21 protein-coding genes and 4 pseudogenes are annotated in these 22,136 nt (G+C 44.4%); 14 read left to right on the plus strand and 11 right to left on the minus strand.

The features are described 5' to 3' along the window. The 4 genes and pseudogenes from G434_RS23505 to G434_RS23490 all read left to right on the plus strand — a co-directional run. The coding region (locus G434_RS23505) for a phage tail tip domain-containing protein (protein ID WP_016249725.1) at nucleotides 1–1,989 on the plus strand (1,989 nt) is incomplete at its 5' end. A gap of 58 nt (nucleotides 1,990–2,047) precedes the next feature. Further along, nucleotides 2,048–2,411: pseudogene (locus tag G434_RS31060) on the plus strand (prophage tail fiber N-terminal domain-containing protein); the annotation flags it as partial. 1,654 nt (nucleotides 2,412–4,065) lie between these two features. After that, complete coding sequence (locus tag G434_RS23495; RefSeq protein ID WP_000654172.1) at nucleotides 4,066–4,344, plus strand: hypothetical protein; 279 nt, start codon at nucleotides 4,066–4,068, stop codon at nucleotides 4,342–4,344. A gap of 12 nt (nucleotides 4,345–4,356) precedes the next feature. Further along, entirely contained in the window at nucleotides 4,357–4,650 is a 294-nt protein-coding gene (locus G434_RS23490; RefSeq protein ID WP_000355360.1) for a hypothetical protein, read from the plus strand. 91 nt (nucleotides 4,651–4,741) lie between these two features. Here the strand turns inward: G434_RS23490 and sitD are convergent, their stop codons facing one another. From sitD to sitA, 4 genes are read right to left on the minus strand one after another with little or no spacing between them, the layout of a single operon-like run. Further along, nucleotides 4,742–5,599 carry an iron/manganese ABC transporter permease subunit SitD gene (sitD, locus tag G434_RS23485; protein WP_000968127.1) on the minus strand — a complete coding sequence of 286 codons (858 nt, stop codon included), beginning with the start codon at nucleotides 5,597–5,599 and terminating at the stop codon, nucleotides 4,742–4,744. Next, nucleotides 5,596–6,453, minus strand: a complete 858-nt coding sequence (sitC, locus tag G434_RS23480) for an iron/manganese ABC transporter permease subunit SitC (protein ID WP_001101732.1) — start codon at nucleotides 6,451–6,453, stop codon at nucleotides 5,596–5,598. The genes sitD and sitC overlap by 4 nt, the downstream gene beginning before the upstream one ends. Then, nucleotides 6,450–7,277, minus strand: a complete 828-nt coding sequence (sitB, locus tag G434_RS23475) for an iron/manganese ABC transporter ATP-binding protein SitB (RefSeq protein ID WP_000983716.1) — start codon at nucleotides 7,275–7,277, stop codon at nucleotides 6,450–6,452. Before sitB ends, sitC begins: the two co-directional genes overlap by 4 nt. Then, the gene (gene sitA, locus G434_RS23470; protein WP_000555630.1) at nucleotides 7,277–8,191 is read right to left on the minus strand and encodes an iron/manganese ABC transporter substrate-binding protein SitA; all 915 of its coding nucleotides are present in this window, start codon (nucleotides 8,189–8,191) and stop codon (nucleotides 7,277–7,279) included. Before sitA ends, sitB begins: the two co-directional genes overlap by 1 nt. 687 nt (nucleotides 8,192–8,878) lie before the next feature. Here sitA and G434_RS23465 point away from each other — a divergent pair. Continuing rightward, on the plus strand, nucleotides 8,879–9,649 hold the full coding sequence (locus G434_RS23465; RefSeq protein ID WP_000567449.1) for a hypothetical protein: 771 nt from the start codon (nucleotides 8,879–8,881) through the stop codon (nucleotides 9,647–9,649). Between the two features lie 456 nt (nucleotides 9,650–10,105). Beyond that, nucleotides 10,106–10,273: pseudogene (locus tag G434_RS26750) on the plus strand (isocitrate/isopropylmalate family dehydrogenase); the annotation flags it as partial. 102 nt (nucleotides 10,274–10,375) lie between these two features. Here G434_RS26750 and G434_RS0124555 read toward each other — a convergent pair. From G434_RS0124555 to bluF, 6 genes are all read right to left on the minus strand, one after another. Beyond that, nucleotides 10,376–10,699 (minus strand): anti-adapter protein IraM, encoded by a 324-nt coding sequence (locus G434_RS0124555; RefSeq protein ID WP_001309448.1) that lies wholly within the window; start codon nucleotides 10,697–10,699, stop codon nucleotides 10,376–10,378. A gap of 258 nt (nucleotides 10,700–10,957) precedes the next feature. Beyond that, complete coding sequence (locus tag G434_RS30205) at nucleotides 10,958–11,002, minus strand: protein YmgK (RefSeq protein ID WP_120795380.1); 45 nt, start codon at nucleotides 11,000–11,002, stop codon at nucleotides 10,958–10,960. A 236-nt stretch (nucleotides 11,003–11,238) separates the two neighbouring features. Continuing rightward, complete coding sequence (locus tag G434_RS29530) at nucleotides 11,239–11,349, minus strand: protein YmgL (RefSeq protein WP_032140204.1); 111 nt, start codon at nucleotides 11,347–11,349, stop codon at nucleotides 11,239–11,241. 52 nt (nucleotides 11,350–11,401) lie between these two features. After that, a complete protein-coding gene (locus tag G434_RS23455; protein ID WP_000373101.1) occupies nucleotides 11,402–11,806 on the minus strand; it encodes a DUF1398 domain-containing protein in 405 nt (134 codons plus the stop codon). Between the two features lie 220 nt (nucleotides 11,807–12,026). Then, the gene (gene bluR, locus G434_RS23450) at nucleotides 12,027–12,758 is read right to left on the minus strand and encodes a DNA-binding transcriptional repressor BluR (protein WP_016238997.1); all 732 of its coding nucleotides are present in this window, start codon (nucleotides 12,756–12,758) and stop codon (nucleotides 12,027–12,029) included. A 204-nt stretch (nucleotides 12,759–12,962) separates the two neighbouring features. Then, on the minus strand, nucleotides 12,963–14,174 hold the full coding sequence (gene bluF / locus G434_RS23445; RefSeq protein WP_001309449.1) for a blue light-responsive regulator BluF: 1,212 nt from the start codon (nucleotides 14,172–14,174) through the stop codon (nucleotides 12,963–12,965). Nucleotides 14,175–14,487: 313 nt separating this feature from the next. Here bluF and ycgZ point away from each other — a divergent pair, with 313 nt between their 5' ends. From ycgZ to ycgH, 8 genes and pseudogenes are all read left to right on the plus strand, one after another. Continuing rightward, on the plus strand, nucleotides 14,488–14,724 hold the full coding sequence (gene ycgZ, locus G434_RS23440; RefSeq protein ID WP_000554146.1) for a regulatory protein YcgZ: 237 nt from the start codon (nucleotides 14,488–14,490) through the stop codon (nucleotides 14,722–14,724). A 42-nt stretch (nucleotides 14,725–14,766) separates the two neighbouring features. Continuing rightward, complete coding sequence (locus G434_RS0124565) at nucleotides 14,767–15,039, plus strand: hypothetical protein (RefSeq protein ID WP_000858017.1); 273 nt, start codon at nucleotides 14,767–14,769, stop codon at nucleotides 15,037–15,039. A gap of 28 nt (nucleotides 15,040–15,067) precedes the next feature. Next, nucleotides 15,068–15,334: a biofilm/acid-resistance regulator AriR gene (ariR, locus tag G434_RS23435; protein ID WP_000888778.1), complete on the plus strand. Its 267-nt coding sequence runs from the start codon at nucleotides 15,068–15,070 to the stop codon at nucleotides 15,332–15,334. 112 nt (nucleotides 15,335–15,446) lie between these two features. Further along, nucleotides 15,447–15,695 (plus strand): protein YmgC, encoded by a 249-nt coding sequence (gene ymgC / locus G434_RS23430; RefSeq protein WP_001065757.1) that lies wholly within the window; start codon nucleotides 15,447–15,449, stop codon nucleotides 15,693–15,695. Between the two features lie 335 nt (nucleotides 15,696–16,030). Beyond that, nucleotides 16,031–17,554 (plus strand): annotated as a pseudogene (locus G434_RS26755) (EAL domain-containing protein). A 116-nt stretch (nucleotides 17,555–17,670) separates the two neighbouring features. Next, nucleotides 17,671–18,368 (plus strand): IS1-like element IS1A family transposase gene (locus tag G434_RS0124575; RefSeq protein ID WP_223369285.1). Its coding sequence is split into 2 segments (ribosomal slippage): nucleotides 17,671–17,920 and nucleotides 17,920–18,368, totalling 699 coding nucleotides; the frame shifts between segments, so codons are not numbered across the junction. Between the two features lie 94 nt (nucleotides 18,369–18,462). Next, the gene (gene ymgF, locus G434_RS23415; protein WP_001306821.1) at nucleotides 18,463–18,681 is read left to right on the plus strand and encodes a cell division-associated protein YmgF; all 219 of its coding nucleotides are present in this window, start codon (nucleotides 18,463–18,465) and stop codon (nucleotides 18,679–18,681) included. Nucleotides 18,682–19,080: 399 nt separating this feature from the next. Next, nucleotides 19,081–21,743: pseudogene (gene ycgH, locus G434_RS26760) on the plus strand (autotransporter YcgH). Between the two features lie 55 nt (nucleotides 21,744–21,798). Here ycgH and G434_RS23400 read toward each other — a convergent pair. Then, a complete protein-coding gene (locus G434_RS23400; protein ID WP_000979977.1) occupies nucleotides 21,799–22,134 on the minus strand; it encodes a YmgD family protein in 336 nt (111 codons plus the stop codon). Nucleotides 22,135–22,136: the final 2 nt, after the last annotated feature.

Consider the following 22,136-nt stretch of genomic DNA (forward strand, 5'->3'; position numbering starts at 1 on the left):
AACAGCCAGACCCGGACGCTGACGCTCGACCGTGAAATCACGCTGCCATCCTCCGGTACCACGCTGATAAGCCTGGTTGACGGAAGTGGCAATCCGGTCAGCGTGGAGGTTCAGTCCGTCACCGACGGCGTGAAGGTAAAAGTGAGCCGTGTTCCTGACGGTGTTGCTGAATACAGCGTATGGGGGCTGAAGCTGCCGACGCTGCGCCAGCGCCTGTTCCGCTGTGTGAGTATCCGGGAGAACGATGACGGTACGTATGCCATCACCGCCGTGCAGCATGTACCGGAAAAAGAAGCCATCGTGGATAACGGGGCGCACTTTGACGGCGACCAGAGCGGCACGGTGAATGGTGTCACGCCGCCAGCGGTGCAGCACCTGACCGCCGAAGTCACCACAGACAGCGGGGAATATCAGGTGCTGGCGCGATGGGACACGCCGAAGGTGGTGAAGGGCGTGAGCTTCCTGCTTCGCCTTACCGTGGCAGCGGACGACGGCAGTGAGCGGCTGGTCAGCATGGCCCGGACGACGGAAACCACATACCGCTTCAGGCAACTGGCGCTGGGGAACTACAGGCTGACAGTCCGGGCGGTAAATGCGTGGGGGCAGCAGGGCGATCCGGCATCGGTATCGTTCCGGATTGCCGCACCGGCAGCGCCGTCGCAGATTGAGCTGACACCGGGGTATTTTCAGATAACCGCCACGCCCCATCTTGCCGTTTATGATCCGACGGTACAGTTTGAGTTCTGGTTCTCGGAAAAGCGGATTGCGGATATCAGGCAGGTTGAAACCACAGCCCGCTATCTTGGCACGGCGCTGTACTGGATAGCTGCCAGTATCAATATCAAACCGGGCCATGATTATTATTTTTACATCCGCAGTGTGAACACCGTTGGCAAATCGGCATTTGTGGAGGCTGTTGGCCAGCCGAGTGATGATGCATCCGGCTATCTGGATTTTTTCAAAGGCGAGATAGGGAAAAGCCATCTGGCTCAGGAGCTGTGGACGCAGATTGATAACGGTCAGCTTGCGCCTGACCTGGCTGAAATCAGGACGTCCATTACGGATGTCAGCAATGAAATCACGCAGACCGTCAATAAGAAACTGGAAGACCAGAGTGCGGCAATTCAGCAGATACAGAAGGTTCAGGTTGATACAAATAATAACCTGAACAGCATGTGGGCTGTGAAGCTGCAGCAGATGCAGGACGGACGCCTTTATATCGCGGGTATTGGTGCCGGTATTGAGAACACCCCTGACGGCATGCAGAGTCAGGTGCTGCTGGCGGCGGACAGGATTGCGATGATTAATCCTGCGAATGGCAATACAAAGCCGATGTTTGTTGGGCAGGGCGATCAGATATTCATGAACGAAGTGTTCCTGAAATATCTGACGGCTCCCACCATTACCAGCGGTGGCAATCCCCCAACGTTTTCACTGACACCTGATGGTCGACTTTCTGCGAGAAATGCGGATATCAGCGGTAACGTGAATGCGAACTCCGGGACGCTCAATAATGTCACGATTAACCAGAACTGTCGGATTCTGGGAAAACTGTCAGCTAACCAGATTGAAGGTGATATTGTCAAAACGGTGGGAAAAGCCTTTCCGAGAAATGGCAGTTATGCCAGCGGTACAATAACGGTCACTGTGTACGATGACCAGGCTTTTGACCGTCAGATAGTCGTCCCCCCCGTTCTGTTTCGCGGTGGTAAGCATGAAAACTTCAACAGCAACAACCAACAGTCATACTGGTATTCAACCTGTAAGCTGCAGGTGCTGAAGAACGGACAGGAAATCTTTCAGCAACCCGCGACGGATGTCAGCAGGGTATTTTCATCAGTCATTGATATGCCTGCCGGACACGGCCATGTCACCCTGACTTTCAATGTTTCTTCATATGGTGCAAATAACTGGACGCCAACGACCAGTATCAGCGACCTTCTTGTTGTCGTGATGAAGAAATCAACAGCCGGCATCAGTATCAGTTGAATTTTAAAACCCAAATTCGGGCACCAGAAATGGTGCCTTTTTTATTTGTGGAGTGAATATGGCAGTACAGATTTCAGGTGTGCTGAAAGACGGTGCAGGAAAACCGATACAGAACTGCACCATTCAGCTCAAAGCAAAACGTAACAGCACCACAGTTGTGGTGAACACGGTGGCCTCAGAAAATCCGGATGAAGCCGGACGTTACAGCATGGATGTTGAGTATGGCCAGTACAGCGTCGCCCTGCTGGTTGAAGGTTTTCCGCCTTCACATGCCGGGACCATCACCGTGTATGAGGATTCTAAGCCGGGGACATTGAATGATTTTCTGGGCGCTGCAACAGAAGATGATGTTTGTCCGGAGGCACTGTATCGTTTTGAAAAGATGGTGGAAGAGGCGGCACGCAACGCTGAAGCCGCCTCTCAGAGCGCAGCGGCAGCAAAGAAATCAGAAACAGCAGCGGCATCGTCCAGGAACGCGGCGAAAACATCAGAGACGAATGCAGGTAACAGCGCGAAAGCGGCAGCTTCTTCAAAAACAGCCGCACAAAACGCAGCAACAGCGGCAGAACGTTCAGAGACAAATGCCCGTGCGTCAGAAGAAGCCTCCGCAGACAGTGAAGAGGCTTCCCGCCGTAATGCAGAGTCAGCCGCTGAAAATGCCGGAGTCGCCACCACAAAAGCGCGGGAGGCCGCAGCAGACGCAACAAAGGCCGGGCAGAAAAAGGATGAGGCTCTGTCGGCAGCGACACGAGCTGAAAAGGCGGCAGACCGCGCAGAAGCCGCAGCGGAAGTGACTGCAGAGCCCTGTGCGAATATAGTGCCGCCGCTGCCTGATGTGTGGATACCGTTTAACGATTCACTGGATATGATTACGGGTTTTTCGCCATCTTATAAAAAGATAGTTATTGGTGACGATGAAATAACAATGCCAGGCGACAAGATTGTTAAGTTTAAACGTGCTTCAACAGCAACGTATATTAATAAGTCCGGCCAACTCAAGCTTGCTGAAGTTGACGAACCGCGATTTGAGCGCGATGGCTTATTGATTGAAGGACAGAGGACAAATTATCTGAGGAACTCAAATAAACCAGACTCATGGACTGTTCATTCCGCACTGAATAAAACATTTGGCACTGATAAACAGGGGTTCAATTATGCCACGGTGACACCCACGGAAAGTATAGTGGGAACAACAGGTGGCTATACTGTGCATGGTGTGGTTGCAGCAGACAGATTCCCGCTGGCAAGTGGTGAATGTTTCACTTTTTCGTGCCGGGTTAAAGGCGCTAAAGCACGATGCAGGTTAAGAGTTTCAGTTATTATTGGTGGAACAGATACCTTCTCTGCTGACTCTTATCTTGATCTGGATACCCGGATCGCAACAGTAAGCGGTAATACATCCCTTATAACAGCCAAAGCTGAACAACAGGGCGAGTGGACCTACTATGAGGCCACTTATACAGCTAATACGGACATTGATACCGTTAACTGTGCTTTTTATATGACAAATAAAATAAGTAATGAGCCATTCTATGATGACTCAACATTAACCATGACGACGCCGCAAATTGAACTGGGCAATACGGCATCGTCATTTATTGTAACTACAATGCCAACAACACGCGCAAGTGATGTAGTTACTATCCCATCGCAGAATAACCTGTCAACACGGCCTTTTACGGTATTGTGCGAAGTAAGCAGGAACTGGAGTACACCGCCCAATGTTGCGCCAAGGATATTTGATGTTGGAGGGCACAGTATTGATGATAATTATTTATCGCTGGGGTTTGTTGCAACAGGAAAGATAAGCGCCAACGTAGGAATGGTTCAGCCACAAATTGCCTCAGATGGAGAAAGGTTCATTGTGGGTGTGAGAGCTAAATCTGATTTATCAGTAAATGCAATATGCAATGGTAATTATACAACAAACCTTAATGGTAAAATATTTGGAGTTACAGCAACATCGTACCGGTTTGGTGGGCAGACCGCAGCAGGAACGCGTCATTTGTTTGGACACATCAGAAATTTCAGAGTCTGGTTTAAAGAATTAAATGACAGGCAAATCAAGGAGGCAGTATGAAAGATTTAACTTTGAAATTTCCTGGTAACAGAGAGTTTAAATCCTTCCTGTCATCTCTTGACTGGGAGGAGGATGAAGACCTCCAGAATAAACTGTTAGTCGATGAAATTGGTTTCACCTACACAGAAACAGGGGTAACAGAAGAGGGAGAACCTGTCTGTGTCCGGAATGACGGTTATTTTGTCAACATTCGCATTCTTGATGACTTGTTTGATGTTTCTGTATTCTCTGATTATGTCGTGGAGCTGGAAACACCGCTTCGGGAATGGAGCTGAAAGGAGGAAATAATGGATATAAGCCCCTTACTTCATGCACTTTGTGCTGTGGCTGCGCAGATACTGGTTGGTCTTTTTACCGGAAACTGGGCTTACGGAGCGATAGCCGGTTGTACGTTCTTCATTGCGCGTGAACATACCCAGGCAGAATATCGCTGGATTGAAATGTTCGGGCATGGCAAGCGAATGAATATGCCGTGGTGGGGCGGTTTTGATCCGCGAGCTTGGGATGTGGCAAGCCTGATGGATTTTGCTGTGCCGGTGGTGGCGTGTCTGCTGGTCTGGCTGTTGGTTAATCGTGGGTGAAAAAAGGTGAGCTGTATATGCAACGGAGGAAGAAACCCCGTTGCTGGAAGCCAGGAAAAAGTATCGGGTGTTGCTGTCCTCGGATGTTGTGCTAATTGGGTGATAACAGATCCTGTGTATGGGAGTTTCCCTTTTTGCGTGCGTTGATGCTGGTAACGGCAAACGTCATGATGAACAAAACCGCGAATAAGACGACAATCGTCGGAGCTGGTGCGCTGTCGATAAAAAAGGACAACCAGACACCAGTCATTGACACTATTACCGATATGCCAGTCGCCAGTAGGAGCGCAATATGAAAGCGTTGTGTCAGGAGTACCGCAATGGCGCCAGGCGCAATGAGCAGAGAAATGGAGAGAATGATACCTACCGCTTTCAGCGTCGCCACAATGGTCAGAGAGACCATGCACAGCAGCCCATAATGCAGCCATCTCGTATGCAAACCGCTTACCTGCGCCTGTTGATAATCAAAGCTGAACAGCAAAAAATCCCGCCATTTTACGCTAATAACAAGTGTAACCAGCCCGGCAATAATCATCGTCTGGATTATATCGCCGATGGTTATCCCGAGCATGTCGCCGAAAAGAATATGGTCAAGATGTACGTCTGGTTTGACTGCAATATACAAGATCAGACCTGCGGCAAACATGCCAGAAAAAACAATCCCCATCACTGTATCTTGCTTGATTCGGCTGTTGTCTTTCAGGTATCCCGTCGCCACCGCGCAGAATACTCCGGCGACGAATGCCCCTGTAGCCAAAGGTAACCCCAGAATCCAGGCAAGCACGATGCCAGGAAAAACCGCATGACTCATCGCGTCACCCATCAGTGCCCAACCTTTCAGGACCAGAAAGACCGACAGCAGCGCACAGGGTATGGAAACTACCAGTGAAATCAGCAGTGCGTGACTCATAAAGGTGAACTGCAGTGGCTCCAGTAATAATGCCATCATGAGCGATCCTCCAGCGCCTTATGCGCACGCCGACGATTTGCCAAAAGCCCATGGGTGGGCGCAAAGACAAATGCTAAAAGAAACAGCAGTGTCTGCGCCACCACGATGATTCCACCTGTCGCGCCGTCCAGAAAGTAACTGACCCACGCGCCGAGGAAACTGGTTACACTGCCAATAGTTACAGCAATCATGAGCAGGCGGGGAAAACGATCGGTTAACAACCATGCTGTTGCACCGGGAGTCACCACCAGACAGATCACCAGAAAGGCACCAACCGTTTGCAGCGCCGCAACGGTCGAAACCGACAGCAGGGTGAAGAAGAGGAGTTTTAATCTGCCCGGATGCAATCCAATAGCACGGGCGTGATTCTCGTCGAAAAAGGTCACCATAAGATCTTTCCATTTGAAAAAAAGCACGATGATCGAGAGAATGCCAATGATAGTGAGTTGCAGGATATCCGCCGGATCGATTGCCAGAATATTGCCCAGGACGATGGTCTGAATGTTCACAGATGTCGGGTTCAATGACACCATAAACAGCCCCAGGCCAAAAAAGGACGAGAAGATCAGACCGATGATGGCATCTTCTTTTAAGCGGGTGCGTTGGTTAAGAAACAGCATGCTGCCCGCAGCCAGTCCGCCGGAAAAGAAGGCTCCCAGAGAAAACGGAAGCCCCAGCATATATGCCCCCGCAACACCCGGGACAATAGAGTGCGACAACGCATCGCCAATCAGCGACCAGCCTTTTAGCATCAGATAGCATGACAGGAAAGCGCAGAGACCGCCGACCATCGCCGAGACCCACATCGCATTGAGCATATATTCATAGCTGAAGGGTTCCAGTAGCACGTTCATCTTTCTTCCCTCTGCACCGCTGACGGTCGATGAGCCACAAAAGGGCGTTCATCGTCAGTAATAATGCTTTCTTCCGAGCCGTTAAGTGTGACATGGCGCAGTACGCCGCTAAAAGCCAGCTCTAGGTTCTCGGCTGTAAAAGTGGTGTCTGTCGGCCCGCTTGCCAGGACGGTGCCTTTGACCATGACCGTATAATCGCAAAATGTCGTGACGGATCCGAGATTGTGTGTTGAGACAAGCATCGTTTTGCCTTCCGCGCGTAACTCCCTCAACAGGCTGATGATTTTGGCTTCGGTTTTCACATCAACGCCAGTAAAAGGTTCATCCAGCAGGATCACATCACCCTGCTGTGCAATCGCTCTCGCCAGAAAGACGCGTTTCTTTTGTCCACCGGAAAGCTCGCCGATTTGTCGATGGCGAAAATTCACCATATCGACACGTTCCAGCGCATCGGTGACAATTTGACGATCCCTCTTTTTGGCGATACGCAACATACCCATATGCCCATAGCGGCCCATCATCACCACATCTTCCACCAGTACAGGAAATGACCAGTCAACATCTTCTGACTGAGGGACGTAGGCAACCAGGTTTTTCTGTAACGCCTGTCGCGTGGGAATACCCAGAACAGATATCTTTCCGCTGGTCAGACGCACAAATCCCATAATCGCTTTAAACAACGTCGATTTTCCGGAACCGTTTACCCCAACCAGAGCGGCAATAGATCCACTTGGTACTGTGAAGGATGCATCGCGCAGTGCTGTGTGCCCGTTACGCCAGGTGACAGTAACATCATTAACGACAATGCCTGCAGATTGCATCATTATTTCTCCCTTTTCCCAGCTTTAATTCCCTGTACCAGCGTACTGGTAGTAACCTTAAGAAGGTCGATATACGTCGGTACCGGGCCGTTTTCTGTGCTCAGGGAATCGACATAGAGCACACCGCCGTAGTGTGCGCCGGTTTCACGCGCAACCTGACGCGCTGGTTTATCGGAAATCGTACTCTCGCTAAAGACTGCCGGGATATGATTTTTCTTAACTATATCAACAACCTTACGTACCTGCTGCGGTGTTCCTTGTTGATCGGCATTAATCGGCCACAGATAAAGCTCTTTTAGCCCCAAATCGCGTGCGAGATAAGAAAAAGCCCCTTCACTGGTGACCATCCATCGCTGATTCTCAGGGAGTTCCGTAATCTGCTTACGCAGGGGGGCAAGGGTTTGGGTAATCTTGGCTTTATAAGTATCGGCATTGCGTTGGTAGGTTTGTGCATTTGCCGGATCGTATTTTATCAACGCATCACGAATATTATCGACGTAAATCAGAGCATTATCTGGCGACATCCATGCATGGGGGTTAGGTTTGCCCTCATAGGGTCCTTCGGTGATCCCTACAGGCGTCACACCCGAAGAGACAATTACTTCTGGAACCCCATTGAGATGCTGGTAAAAGCGTTGGAACCACAATTCCAGATTCATACCATTGGCGAGAATCAGTTGTGCCCCCTGCGCACGTTTAATATCGCCAGGGGTAGGCTGATACTCATGAATTTCTGCACCAGGCTTGGTTATGGATGAGACTTCTGCAGCATCTCCCGCCACGTTTTTGGCCATATCCGCGATGATGGTAAATGTTGTAATGACCTTGAATTTTTCAGTTGCACTTGCCTGAAATGCGATCGAGCAGGTGAGTGCGAGCCCCCCCAAGAGCATGGTTACTTTTTTTATCGAGTGCATAATTTAGTACCTATAGTGAGCAAAATTAGAACAAACATAGCAACGGCTATGTTTTATAGCACAGCCTATACAAAATGAAAATGATTATCATTAGCAGCTTTGAGGCCCAAAACAGGGATTAGGTTGTTTCCTGCTGGCGACGCGTTATTGAGGAAAAAAGTAAGGCAGCTAGTAGGCTTTGAAATAACGTTTTGCGGTTGGCTGATGCAATTTCGAGAGTGCATGTATTGAATGATTTCTAGCCGTTACTGATTTTCGTATTTTTTGTATGGGAGGATTTGCACCTCCCCCCACCGAGCCTCCATGACTTTACTCCACTGTCTCTAGGGCTGCTGTGTGCCAGGAGCGGAAGCAGGGGGGGCCAGAGACTCCTTAAAAGTTGATAGCTCGTTTTGCAGGGAGACTTACACGGTAAGCGTTATTCCGAAGAGCTTAAAATTGAAGCAGTCAAACGGGTTGTTGAGCGTGTTTATGCGCTGCCATCTGATTAATCGACGGAAGCAGTTCCGTTTGGTCTATGATGCAGTTGTCCGGCAGGCGCTCTGTGACGCAAAAGAACGATAGGAGTAGCATTGAAGTGAACGAGGTTATGCTTGTCTTATATTATCCTCTATTTTAAAAACATCAGCTGGTTGTGTAAGAGTTTTTATTGTTTTATCTTGTTGACTTTGCTTTTATGAAAACAGAGTGATTGATACAATGAAAACCTTAAGTGGGAAAGAGTTTAGGAAATTATTTAATCGTTATGAGACAGGATTCTATCTAAGTGAGTTTGAATACTTAAAGGACTTTGATCCTTTGTTTCCTGAATGCGTAGGGAAAGAATTAAAGTTGGGTTATAAACGAAAAGTTGATGTATGGTGCGAAGAGGATGCTGCGCTATATGCAGAATTTATAGCTACAAAAGAAAGGCTGAAAAGAGGCCGGTTAATCCTAAAAATAAACCAAGTGTGGTCGCGTGTATATCCTGCTTATATTTATGCAATTGAAGAAAGAATAAATGTCAGGGCAAAGGGGAGAGAGTCATTTAAGTATGAAACTGTGCAAGAAAAACAATGTAAACTTTCCATAATGTTAGATGGTCTGAAAGACCTTGAATGTGAAATAGCTATGATTTCAAGTGAGTTTGAAATTGAAAAACACTCTATGCACTATTTTTATATGATTTTTGATATTGAACGCTATATAAATGACTGCAGTTACTTTGTTTTTTCTGCTGCTAAAGTTGTTAAAGGCGTGATTCAATGCATTGGTTACATTGACAAAAATAACAAAGCAAGTTGCGATGAATTTTATTCAGGCAGCTATGAATGCTTGGATGATGATCAGGAAACACTGAACTATTTAAATGAATCATGCGCAGAGGGTATAGACGCTGATAAAGATCTCATCAGGAAGAATGAGTTATTAGCCTTATCCCTGAAGGAATTGTATCAACTTCTCGTTTCAAAAAAATAACAAGTAATACGGCGAGCGATATGACGTGCCATGGGATATCCGCACCCAGCAGCATGTTGTCTCCACGATGTCCGCAGTTCGCTCATAATAGACATTCACTACAGTTATAGTAGAAGGTATGCATGCTGCTGAGTGGGGAAAGTGTGAAAGAAAAGAAGACAGCTGCTTTGTTTGTCGTCACGTTTATCTTCATTGGCTATGCAAGTCGTAATACAAGGCGGGACAAAACTGAGACACATAAGGCCTCGCAATGGCTTGCAAGGCCACACATGTATTGAGATGTTAATAAAATGTAGACTTGTAATTTTGATATAAATGGTAGAGAAAATCTTTCCCCAAAATAAAAACGAACGTCAATGAAATCAAACGGTTGAATAAAGTTGATTTTGGCTAATACAAAGACAAGAAAATAATATTTATGATTAAATATCAGCGAGTTGAATACATAATTTTTATATACTGTTACGCCATATGGGCTGGACTGAAGCCGCAGACCTGATTGTTAAAGGTATGGAAGGCGCAATCAACGCCAAGACCGTAACCTATGACTTCGAACGTCTGATGGAAGGCGCTAAATTGCTGAAATGTAGCGAGTTTGGTGATGCGATCATCAAGAACATGTAATCTCTACATGTGTTAAATATTGAAACGGGCGTATAACACGCCCGTTGTTTTATTTATGTGGATATTATTAATATCATGTCGAGAATATTTATATGAAGACCATTACTTGAGTCCATATGGGCATATTTTTATAATACAACTATTATGTAAACATTTATTTGTTATTTCGCTTTCTCCTGGAGGACACTCTTGACTGCTTTTGAGTAAACTCCATAAATCCTTGTTGAATGGTGTGATGTTATAAATAGTAATAGGGTATTCTTTATCCTTAAAGATAATACCAGACTTAACCGGTGTAAATATACTTCCAGGAGTGAGAAATATAGTAGGTTGATACCAGATGATCATTTTCATATCACCCCATATGGCTGAAAAAGATATACCGCATGTAGGTTGAATTACCGTGTCAATTACTATCCACTTCATTTGTTATGTCTTATCCCACGGTATTTAATATGGTTCATTAGGATGTTTATTTCTTGACTTTGCATATGTGTATATTACTCCCCAAAAAACAAATTAATCAAAAATTAAAACCATTGTTTATATAAAACAAAATTTAAAGCAAGAAATCTCAATAGATATTAAACAAAATGAGATTTAGTGAAAATATTAGATTATTCACTTCGTTTTAGATTTGTTTAGCTAAAATGTTATACATTCAAATGACTGAACATCCTGTAATTAAAACATAGCCTTTATACTACTTTGTGCCAATTTGCTAAACATTATGGTTGGCCTTTTTATATAACGATAATGACGAATATAAGCATGACATGAGAATAAGGTTTCAATTTTTTAGTTATATAGGAATGGTTTAACCCATTCCTGGCTAAAATACATATAACCGGATGATGACTAAACCAAAACACATGTGCGTTAAGTATTGAAACGGGCGTATGGCACGCCCGTTGGTTTTATAAATTTGCTAACCGTTATAAAATAACGTATAGAAAGTCAAGTAATTACATTTCAAATATCAATTTGATAGTATTGGCCTGGTGATTATTTATGAGTGGCAATAAAAAGACAGTATTTATCATCCATAGGGATAGTCTCTGCACTTTTATTTCCATTATGCTAATGTCTTACTGAATTATGAAGCATTTCTTAAGCTTCCAACTTTAGCTAGATTAATGGTTTATTGTTTTCTACATCTTCAATATATAAAAGCGTATTATCAATGGCGTAGTAACTGCGTTTGTTATGATTAACATCAGTAACCCACCGGAAAACGCCCGCGCCTGCCAGTGTTGAACAGTATTCCCGAAATGTTGATTTTCCGCAAATATGAAGCAATGCGGCCTCTTTTATTTTAGCAGGGTTCTTGGTCGTACTAACTTTTAACAGGTTCCTGGTTCCTCTTAATAACAAAACCGTGTCATCGTGAGTAATAATTCTGATATTATCCGTAGCCAGATAATAAATGTAATGTGCAATGCGGTGATGTTTTAATTCTGAATAAAACCAGGAGAAGTTTTGCTCTTTTCTCACTTGCTCAAACATCTTTTGAAAAACAACAACCTGATCCATCAGGATAATAACCTCTTGTTAGTTGTGAGACTGCGTAGTGTGCACGATCGGTTTTACCACTTCAATCTGGTCTGTCCTTTGGCTGTGATATGTACAAAGTGTGAAAGGGGGATTACCTGAATTCTCCCGGTGAGCATTTTGCAACGGACCAGCTCCGGTACAAACGCTATTGTGGGTTCAGATTATAAGATTCTGTCTAAGGGGCGGGATAAAGGTGAAATTAGGGGGCATGAAAGATGACTTTATAACCTTGCTCACCCCAGTGTTGTAAAAGTTCGTTTTGCCTTCTCGTTGGTGCCATGCCTGTCCAGACAATCAATGTTTGCGTTGGGAACAGTTCCGGGCGCGGCGCTTCAATGGGATCAGCAAGAACAGAAATGTGCCATCCTGACAATGATAAACGCCATGCTTCCAGCCACAATTGTGCTCTCTCTTCAACATTCCACGCCATCAGAATGGCTTCTTTACCGGGCTTACGGCGCATTTCGAAAAGCGAGGCTGCTGCGTATTCAATTAATGCGCCGTCAAACATACTGCTCATAATGCGGGAGGTGTTGTGATCAAGCACGAGACGCTGGCGAACAGGAAGGTAAACATGATTAATCAATTGATCTACTGGGTACTCTCGACCCAGTGAAATAATTCTCGCGCGTAGTTTGGCAGGATTAGCCATACGAAGAATTGACATCATCTCTTCTTGCAGGCGGCTCCAGTCATCTTCCGTATCCTGGCTGGTGGTTTCCAGTAATGCTTTAACTTTGCCTACAGGGACGCCATTACTTATCCAACGCTTGATCTCTTCGATGCGTTGTATGTCTTCTTCATCAAAGAGTCGGTGTCCGCCTTCACTGCGCTGTGGTTTTAACAAACCGTAGCGGCGTTGCCAGGCCCGGAGAGTGACAGGATTAATCCCGCAACGTTCGGCAACATCACCAATGCTGTAATAAGCCACACTTCCTCCTTGCGGTCATAAATCTCCGTCGCCTGTACACGACCCAATAATACTTTGTACAATATACGCTAAAATTGTACAAAGTATAAATAAGATTTCAGCTAAATTGAATGAAACATTATTTTTAATGTGGATTAAATTTAAACATAACGTATTCATTTTCACGATGATTTTCAGAAATCATACGAAATAATGTGCTGAAAATTATTTTTTCTCCGGCCACGCAACTGAAGGGATACCATTCAATTTAGCTTTCGCAAACAGATCTCCCTGAAACATCTCAATTCCTGCAGATTCAAGCCACATCCACTCTTCTGGTGTTGTCACACCCATAGCAGAGACTTGAATTTCAAGTGATGTACAGCATTTTATGATCGCCTGAATAATTGCCTGCCGTGGCCCGCTTTTATGAACATTGTTAATCAATTCCTGACTGATTTTAATTCTGTCAGGCTGGAAGCGTGACAGGAGTAACAAACCGGCAAAACCTGCGCCAAAATGATCAATTGCTACACTGATACCGGCAGCCTTAAGCGATTTAATCGCTTCTGCAAACTCATCAAACCGAGATATGACTTCACTTTCAGTAAATTCAACGATGATTTGTTCAGGCACCAGAGCATTGGCCTTTATTTCATCAAGTAAAAAAGAGACTGCGTCAGGTTCGTTAACCAGGGTCATAGGTAATAGATTGATTGAAATCATTTTATCACCGAGGTCAAGTGCGTGTGCCATCGCGAATGCAAGCGCCTTACTTTTGAGATCCGCTTTGTAGATTTCCCCGTCTTTACGCTGCCCAACCGCTATAGCTGACGGGCTGTCTTCATTTTTTTGCACAATGGCTTCAAAAGCGATTATCCGCCGCGATAAGGGATCGACAATAGGATGAAAGGCAAAGTGGTCGTTTATAGTTGGTGAAAGGGTACAGGAATCAAGTTCTTTATCAGATCCGTCAGCGATAAAAAGCCAGGAGTCTTCGGCAGGGATCTCGAAATAGGTTGCTTGTTCGGTTGCAAGGACAAAAGTACGAAAAAATTGTAGCGCTCTGTCATCATAAGTTAGCTGAAATTTTGATGTGCCTTTGTCGAATACGGCCTGTAAAACGTCATCTCGCTCGTGCAGGCGCAAATCAAATAATTCCATTCCCGCTTTGCCAAAACGGCGAGCAGGCGCGTAATCGCACAGCAGCTCAACAATATTATAGTGCCGTGGATCCTGGCATATAGCCCGATATATCATTTTAACCTGTTCTTCCGGACCTTCCAGAAGCTGGAAAAAATGAGAACCATTAAACAGTAAGATCCCTGTTACGTCAGACTGCATGTTCCTGCGATTTGCTATCGAAACCATTTCTTCGATTTTTTTGACAGGTTCGTCGTCACGTATATGGCTACGATAAATAAGGGTGGTAAGCATTAACTGTCCAGGGTAATGGGAGAGGCGAGAGTAAGACGGTAACAGACATATCTTCCGGTGTCTTTCTTTTAATACCAAAACATAACTGTTTCTTTACATTGATAAAAAATGGAAAAAGTTGAAGATGAGTTGGCGAAAAATATTGTATAGGTTGTCATTTAAATGATGCAATATTTTTTATCATAACCTGTTGTTTTATATGTATTAGCACTAAATGCAAAAAATTAACTTATCATTCTGTACACATATTTCGTACAAGTTTGCTATTGTTACCTCACTTAACATTGATTAACATTTTTAACAGAGGCGTAGCATGCATCAAAATTCAGTGACTTTAGATTCTGCGGGAGCAATCACTCGTTACTTTGCAAAAGCTAACTTGCCTACTCAGCAGGAAACTCTCGGGGAAATTGTGACTGAGATTTTGAAAGATGGACGTAATCTGAGTCGAAAGTCGCTTTGTGCCAAACTTCTATGCCGACTGGAACAAGCGACAGGGGAAGAGGAACAGAAACATTATAATGCACTAATTGGGTTGCTTTTTGAATAATGCAACAGCCTGATTATTTAACAGGTTAGCTATGAAGTCGTTATGAAGACATCTGATAATGAAAGTACAAAATATGAAATTACTGGCCAGGCGGTGCTCCATATACTGCGCATGAAGATAAATTTTTCGTTACAGACTCTTATTAAGCAATTACTCGTAATGAAATCGGCTGAGGAAAATGCTTTCCGACGAGATTTAATTGACAGCATAATTCGTGATTTTAGCAACAGTGATACAGGAGAGCCAAACAGAAGAACAGCGATAGCTGACAATAAAAGTATGTTCAATGGTAAGAAAATAAACAGAATACATTAAAATTTCATAAGTAAGATGAGAGGTTACCATGCTTGAAGATACTACAATTCATAATGCAATAACTGATAAAGCGTTATCAAGCTACTTTCGTAGTTCAGGTAATTTGTTAGAAGAAGAGTCAGCTGTGTTAGGGCAGGCTGTGACCAATTTAATGCTTTCAGGCGATAATGTTAATAATAAAAATATTATCTTAAGTCTGATACACTCTCTGGAAACAACAAGTGATATTCTCAAAGCTGATGTGATTAGAAAAACACTGGAAATCGTGTTGCGATACACAGCTGATGATATGTAACTTTTAATTATTAAGTATAAGTTTATAGAAAACTCAGTCATCTTATTTTTGTCTGTCGCTTTAGACTATACACAGCATAATTTTATTGGGTCAATATTCCTACGAGGCTGACATGAATAATTCAATCCCCGAGAGATTTATTTTTCAATGTGCTTTGTTTAAAAATCTCGAGAGGGAGGTGCTCATGACGCACGGGTATGTTGATAGTCATATTATTGATCAGGCTTTACGCTTGCGTTTAAAAGATGAAACTAGTGTGATTCTTTCTGATCTCTATCTGCAAATCTTGCAGTACATTGAAATGCATAAGACTACACTAACGGATATCATTATTAATGACAGGGAATCAGTGCTCTCTTAGAACTTGAGTAAGGTTATAGAATAAACATCAGCTGTATCATCATGCTGGTGCAAAGTGAGCATTTCAGGCGTTATGCTTTCTTAATATATCCGCAATATCAGGGGGCAAACAGGAATGGAGAGCGCTCGTTTTCCATTCTTGACGCCTGATATCCCACCTAATTTGTTTAATTCTGACTACATTGTGCTCAATAATTAATAGGTTAGATGAAGATGGAGAAAATTTTATCTTCGGCGTGGATATTTCTTATGCTCTCTACCATGCTCTCTGTAGATGCCAGTGCGAGCGAATGAATGGCATTTTCATGTATTAAACCCTTTGGCCGGGACAAGCAAATGCGCAATACACTCATACCCATCTTCATTGCGATATGCTTGTTTATAACCGGTGTCACTATTTTGAACATCCAGCTCTGATATTCCGCAAAAGCAGAGTACCTGGCGGGAGCAAGATATGCCGCCAACAATATCAATCATATACTTGAAGAAGCGTCACAGGCGACTCAAACGGCGGTTAACATTGCCGGGAAGGAATGCGACCTCGAGGAGCAATATCAGCTTGGCACTGAAGCAGCTCTGAAACCTCACCTGCGCACAATCATCATTCTCAAACAGGGAACGGTCTGGTGTACATCCTTACCGGGGAATCGGGTCCTACTGTCTCGTATTCCTGTTTTCCCGGACAGTAATTTACTGCTGGCTCCGGCAATCGACACCGTTAATAGATTACCTATCCTGCTCTATCAGAGCCAATTTGCAGATACGCGCATTTTGGTTACGATAAGTGATCAGCATATTCGCGGGACGCTTAATGTACCCTTGAAAGGGGTAAGGTATGTATTACGCGTGGCAGATGAAATTATTGGACCTACGGGTGATGTGATGACGCTTAATGGACACTATCCCTATACCGAGAAGGTTCACTCCACAAAATATCATTTCACTATTATCTTTAACCCGCCGCCACTCTTTAGCTTCTACAGACTTATCGATAAAGGCTTTGGGATTTTGATATTTATTCTGTTAATCGCCTGCGCCGCTGCCTTCCTGCTTGATAGGTATTTCAATAAAAGCGCAACGCCTGAAGAGATCCTGCGACGGGCTATAAATAATGGGGAGATCGTCCCATTTTACCAACCTGTGGTAAATGGTCGGGAAGGGACATTGCGGGGAGTTGAGGTGTTAGCCCGCTGGAAACAACCTCACGGTGGATATATATCACCCGCGGCATTTATTCCACTTGCTGAAAAATCCGGATTAATCGTTCCGCTTACGCAAAGCCTGATGAATCAGGTTGCCAGACAGATGAACGCTATCGCGAGTAAACTGCCGGAAGGTTTTCATATTGGGATTAATTTTAGCGCCTCGCATATTATTTCGCCGACATTTGTCGACGAGTGCTTAAATTACCGTGACAGTTTTACCCGTCGCGATTTAAACCTCGTTCTGGAAGTTACCGAGCGTGAGCCATTAAATGTTGATGAAAGTCTGGTTCAGCGGTTGAACATTCTGCATGAAAATGGTTTTGTCATCGCGCTGGATGATTTCGGTACTGGCTACTCAGGGCTTTCTTATCTGCATGACCTGCATATTGATTATATCAAAATTGATCACAGTTTCGTTGGCCGCGTAAACGCAGACCCAGAATCAACTCGGATTCTGGATTGTGTATTGGATCTGGCGCGTAAACTTTCGATCAGTATCGTCGCTGAAGGTGTCGAAACGAAAGAACAACTTGACTATCTGAATCAAAATAATATCACATTTCAGCAGGGTTATTATTTCTATAAACCGGTAACATACATCGACCTGGTCAAAATTATCCTTTCTAAACCGAAGGTGAAGGTTGTGGTTGAGTGAAAATCGATCAGTAAGGCCATAGTGCGGTGTAATTATAGACAGCTAATTAGCTCGTTGCCTCGGTGATGCTGCCAACTTACTGATTTAGTGTATGATGGTGTTTTTGAGGTGCTCCAGTGGCTTCTGTTTCTATCAGCTGTCCCTCCTGTTCAGCTACTGACGGGGTGGTGCGTAACGGCAAAAGCACCGCCGGACATCAGCGCTATCTCTGCTCTCACTGCCGTAAAACATGGCAACTGCAGTTCACTTACACCGCTTCTCAACCCGGTACGCACCAGAAAATCATTGATATGGCCATGAATGGCGTTGGATGCCGGGCAACCGCCCGCATTATGGGCGTTGGCCTCAACACGATTTTCCGCCATTTAAAAAACTCAGGCCGCAGTCGGTAACCTCGCGCATACAGCCGGGCAGTGACGTCATCGTCTGCGCGGAAATGGACGAACAGTGGGGATACGTCGGGGCTAAATCGCGCCAGCGCTGGCTGTTTTACGCGTATGACAGTCTCCGGAAGACGGTTGTTGCGCACGTATTCGGTGAACGCACTATGGCGACGCTGGGGCGTCTTATGAGCCTGCTGTCACCCTTTGACGTGGTGATATGGATGACGGATGGCTGGCCGCTGTATGAATCCCGCCTGAAGGGAAAGCTGCACGTAATCAGCAAGCGATATACGCAGCGAATTGAGCGGCATAACCTGAATCTGAGGCAGCACCTGGCACGGCTGGGACGGAAGTCGCTGTCGTTCTCAAAATCGGTGGAGCTGCATGACAAAGTCATCGGGCATTATCTGAACATAAAACACTATCAATAAGTTGGAGTCATTACCCGTTGCCTCTTGTTACTATTGTTCATTATTTTGTTTGCTATAATTGTTTGAAAGTTTTGACAGGATTGCCATTAGTAGCATGAACAATAGTAATAATCTGGATTATTTCACTCTCTATATCATCTTTTCCATTGCATTTATGCTGATCACTCTCCTGGTCATCCTTATTGCAAAACCCAGTACCGGGCTGGGAGAAGTGCTTGTGACGATAAATTTGCTTAATGCCCTTGTTTGGCTGGCGATCAATCTGATTAATCGATTAAGGGAAAGACTCGTCAGCCACAGGGATCAGCAATAATCTTTCAGTTTCTCACTGTCAGTATGCGGCTGAATGGGGTGCTGACAGTGAACGCCTGGATCATTGAAGGAAAGGAATTATTGCGCAAATAGTTGTCAACCCTGGTGTTATCACAGTTGGCTTTATATATCACCGAAATAATTTTCATGGCAACTATTAATAATTTTGATGTCGAAGAGTTATTTGTTAAACAAAATCGTCACCCCAAAGTGATCAATGTCATGAAAATAAGGTGAAAAATGATAATGCCGCCTTATTTATCATTTATATATTGTCGCTGTTTATCTATTTAAATTTTTTGTGCTTTTGTTTTTGTCTTTACCCTCCGTTTTGGTAATCTGAACTCATAGGTTATTTGACCAGGAATGTTTGTTAATCCAATGAATGGATGGTTAATCTATGAAACTGAAAAAACTCCCCGGGTTTAGTTTAGGACTTATTGCTTTGGCGGTGGGTAATGCATATGCAACACAATTGTTGGATGATTATAGTATACTTTCCTATATAACTGATGAAGAATCGCCGATTGAAATCAAAGATAATAATTCGATAAGTAATGGAGAGTATCTAACCACTAAAGACGAAAGCCATGCTGTGAAAGTGGATGACGGTGTAACTGGATATATAAATAATGCCAGTGTGATGACTAGTGGTGATGGATCTTATGGTATTTCTGTTGATAGTCATAACAAAGTATTATATATAAGCGATAGCGATATTAAGACCTCTGGAAGCGTATCTGACAAAGGAAATAACCAAGATGTTAATGGAGGGATAACAGCCAGCGCAGTAGTCAGTGAATTTGGTGGCACCATCGTTATGAATGGTGATAATTCAGTCGAGACGAGGGGGGCATATTCAGCGGGACTTTTAAGTCAGGTTAATGATTCTGGGATTGTGGAAAATAACACCCGTCTTGAAACCACAGATAAAACGAACATTGTTACCTATGGGGAAAATGCAGTAGGTGTTCTTGCATGTTCAAGTCCTGGAGAGTCTCGAACATGTGTCGATGCTGTAGATGATGAAGTTAGTGATTCTAACAGTTACGAAGTTATTAGCCGTGCTGATTTAAAAATGAATGGTGGTTCCATAACAACTAATGGCACTAATAGCTATGGTGCTTATGCTAATGGGGAAAAAGCATATATTAATTTAGATTATGTGGCACTTGAAACCGGGGAGCATGGAAGTTATGCAGTTGCTATTCGACAAGGTAACATTGATATAAAAATAGTTCTATTACAACAAAAGGCACTAAAGCCCCCATTGCAAAAATATACAATGGTGGAGAGTTATTTTTTTCCAATGTCACCGCGGTATCAGAACAAGATAAAGGAATATCAATTGATGCATCAAATATCGATTCTCAAGCCAAAATAGCACTATCAAGTGTCGAACTTTCAAGTGCTTTGGATAGTATTGATGTTAACAAAACTACAACGGATGTAAGCATCCTTAATCGAAGTATTATCACGCCTGGTAATAATATTCTGGTTAATAATACTGGAGGTGGCTTAAACATAATTTCGTCCGACTCTACTCTAAATGGAGCGACTAAACTCGTTAGCGGCACAACTACACTGAAGCTTTCAGAAAACACAATCTGGAATATGAAAGATGACTCCGTTGTTACCCATCTGACTAATTCAGACAGTATTATCAATCTTTCGTATGATGATGGTCAAACATTTACCCAGGGAAAAACGTTAACCGTAAAAGGTAATTATGTCGGTAATAATGGTCAGCTTAATATCCGCACCGTATTAGGTGATGATAAATCGGCTACTGACAGACTTATTGTTGAGGGTAATACTTCGGGTTCAACTACCGTCTATGTGAAAAATGCTGGAGGAAGCGGCGCGGCCACGCTAAATGGGATCGAACTCATAACTGTGAATGGCGATGAATCTCCAGCAGATGCCTTCAGACAAGGTGATGCAAGGATTGCAGCTGGAGCTTTCGAATATCAACTAAAACAACAAGGCAAAAACTGGTATTTGACAAGTTATCAGTCAGTGAATGAGGAGGATAACAGCTCAGAGGGAAATTCAGAATCAACAGAAACGCCTACCCCCGTTCTGCGCCCCGAAGCTGGAAGTTACGTCGCCAACCTGGCAGCCGCTAACACTCTTTTTGTTATGCGTCTGAACGATCGTGCAGGTGAAACGCGCTACATCGATCCTGTAACTGAACAGGAGCGTTCAAGCCGACTTTGGCTACGTCAAATTGGCGGGCATAATGCCTGGCGTGACAGCAACGGACAGTTGAGAACGACCTCGCATCGCTACGTCTCGCAGTTAGGGGCGGATCTGTTAACCGGTGGTTTTACCGACAGTGACAGTTGGCGTTTGGGAGTGATGGCTGGTTATGCCCGCGACTACAACTCAACTCATTCCAGCGTGTCGGATTATCGTTCGAAAGGGAGTGTCAGAGGCTATAGCGCAGGGCTGTATGCCACCTGGTTTGCCGATGACATCAGTAAAAAAGGCGCATACATTGACGCCTGGGCGCAATATAGCTGGTTTAAAAACTCGGTGAAAGGAGATGAATTAGCCTATGAATCCTATAGCGCGAAAGGTGCAACCGTCTCGCTGGAAGCGGGTTACGGTTTTGCCCTGAATAAATCCTTTGGTCTGGAAGCGGCGAAATATACGTGGATCTTCCAGCCACAGGCACAGGCTATCTGGATGGGCGTCGATCATAATGCGCACACGGAAGCCAATGGCTCACGTATTGAGAATGACGCAAATAACAACATCCAGACCCGACTCGGCTTCCGCACCTTTATTCGTACTCAGGAGAAAAACAGCGGTCCGCACGGTGACGACTTTGAACCTTTTGTTGAAATGAACTGGATCCATAACAGTAAAGATTTTGCTGTCTCAATGAACGGTGTGAAAGTTGAACAAGACGGGGCGCGTAATCTGGGGGAAATTAAACTTGGCGTAAATGGCAATCTGAATCCGGCGGCCAGCGTCTGGGGTAATGTGGGCGTGCAGCTGGGGGATAATGGCTACAATGACACCGCAATGATGGTGGGCCTGAAATATAAGTTCTGATCCCCGTTAGCTAAAATACCGCGTCGAATTCATCGACGCGGTAACATATTAAATATTATTTTTTGCCGATAGCACGCATAGTGTCATCAATTGCCGTGATCAACAGCATTTGCGGGTCTTTAGCGCAAACCTGATTCAGTTTTTCTACCACTTTGGCGCTCAGTTCCGGAGATTGCTCAATTTTTAAATCACGGCTGGCAACGCTGGCATTACCCATTACCGCAACAATTTCTGCAACCTGTGCGCTGTCAGTTTTTGCCATTTCGTTGGCTTCTGCGCAAGTAATATAGGTTTCTGACGGCAAACCGTTTTTAATATTATAGTCCTGCGCCCAGGTCATTGGTGCGAAAACAAAAAGACCCGCCAGTAAAGCAAATTTTTTCATCATCATTC

The sequence above is a fragment of the Escherichia sp. KTE172 genome (genome assembly GCF_000408845.1).
In the GTDB taxonomy this organism is placed as follows: Bacteria; Pseudomonadota; Gammaproteobacteria; order Enterobacterales; family Enterobacteriaceae; genus Escherichia; species Escherichia coli.

Excerpts from the sequence above, each read along its gene's own strand:
- G434_RS23495 (WP_000654172.1), top strand. The coding sequence starts at position 4,066 with ATGAAAGATTTAACTTTGAAATTTCCTGGTAACAGAGAGTTTAAATCC.
- G434_RS23490 (WP_000355360.1), top strand. The coding sequence starts at position 4,357 with ATGGATATAAGCCCCTTACTTCATGCACTTTGTGCTGTGGCTGCGCAG.
- sitD (WP_000968127.1), bottom strand. The coding sequence starts at position 5,599 with ATGATGGCATTATTACTGGAGCCACTGCAGTTCACCTTTATGAGTCAC.
- sitC (WP_001101732.1), bottom strand. The coding sequence starts at position 6,453 with ATGAACGTGCTACTGGAACCCTTCAGCTATGAATATATGCTCAATGCG.
- sitB (WP_000983716.1), bottom strand. The coding sequence starts at position 7,277 with ATGATGCAATCTGCAGGCATTGTCGTTAATGATGTTACTGTCACCTGG.
- sitA (WP_000555630.1), bottom strand. The coding sequence starts at position 8,191 with ATGCACTCGATAAAAAAAGTAACCATGCTCTTGGGGGGGCTCGCACTC.
- G434_RS0124555 (WP_001309448.1), bottom strand. The coding sequence starts at position 10,699 with ATGAAGTGGATAGTAATTGACACGGTAATTCAACCTACATGCGGTATA.
- G434_RS29530 (WP_032140204.1), bottom strand. The coding sequence starts at position 11,349 with ATGGAAATAAAAGTGCAGAGACTATCCCTATGGATGATAAATACTGTC.
- G434_RS23455 (WP_000373101.1), bottom strand. The coding sequence starts at position 11,806 with ATGGATCAGGTTGTTGTTTTTCAAAAGATGTTTGAGCAAGTGAGAAAA.
- bluF (WP_001309449.1), bottom strand. The coding sequence starts at position 14,174 with ATGCTTACCACCCTTATTTATCGTAGCCATATACGTGACGACGAACCT.
- ycgZ (WP_000554146.1), top strand. The coding sequence starts at position 14,488 with ATGCATCAAAATTCAGTGACTTTAGATTCTGCGGGAGCAATCACTCGT.
- G434_RS0124565 (WP_000858017.1), top strand. The coding sequence starts at position 14,767 with ATGAAGACATCTGATAATGAAAGTACAAAATATGAAATTACTGGCCAG.
- ariR (WP_000888778.1), top strand. The coding sequence starts at position 15,068 with ATGCTTGAAGATACTACAATTCATAATGCAATAACTGATAAAGCGTTA.
- ymgC (WP_001065757.1), top strand. The coding sequence starts at position 15,447 with ATGAATAATTCAATCCCCGAGAGATTTATTTTTCAATGTGCTTTGTTT.
- ymgF (WP_001306821.1), top strand. The coding sequence starts at position 18,463 with ATGAACAATAGTAATAATCTGGATTATTTCACTCTCTATATCATCTTT.
- G434_RS23400 (WP_000979977.1), bottom strand. The coding sequence starts at position 22,134 with ATGATGATGAAAAAATTTGCTTTACTGGCGGGTCTTTTTGTTTTCGCA.